Annotated in this window: 2 protein-coding genes; both read right to left on the bottom strand. The window is 26.0% G+C overall.

The genetic code is table 11. The features are described 5' to 3' along the window. Positions 1–180 (bottom strand): hypothetical protein (locus tag ACWIX0_RS14125; RefSeq protein ID WP_454174606.1); only part of this gene is annotated, 180 nt, incomplete at its 3' end. A 112-nt stretch (positions 181–292) separates the two neighbouring features. Continuing rightward, positions 293–511: hypothetical protein (locus ACWIX0_RS14120; protein ID WP_454174605.1), on the bottom strand; the 219-nt coding region annotated here is incomplete at its 5' end.

Here is a 511-nt window from a genome sequence, read left to right as displayed (position 1 = left end):
AGGTATATTTAAATCATAGTCAAATATTTTATATTCAAACTTTGAAATTTGCGCTTGTGTATTTATGTTATTTAAATTATATCTGTAATAAAGATATTTCCCATCATAGCCACTATATGTTATTAAGTCATAAAATTCTCTTGCATATTTGCCCATATTTTTATAATAAAATATGGGCAAATTATTGTCTCGAGCAAATTTGTTGCCATCACTTCTCAAAAAATATGGAATATTATTGGTAAATTCACTACTGATAATTCTTTGATGTGCGCTATCATCACCATTTAGATTATTAAAATTTAATATTTAGTTTATTACTTGATTTTATTGGTATTATCCCCACAACTTTTTCTTTATTCTCACTTTGTAAAAAAATATCTTTTTGATTAAATGGTTTGTTGTTCATCCAAAAATAATCAATAATACTTGAAGCACTTTTACCAACTTTGTAAGCATATTTTATCCCCTTAAAAACCATAAAAGCCCCTATTCCTTGCGCTGTCCAATATAG

The organism is Helicobacter sp. T3_23-1059, assembly GCF_053654515.1.
The sequence above is the reverse complement of the archived record's forward strand: the minus strand, read 5'-3'. Positions and strand labels throughout refer to the sequence as shown.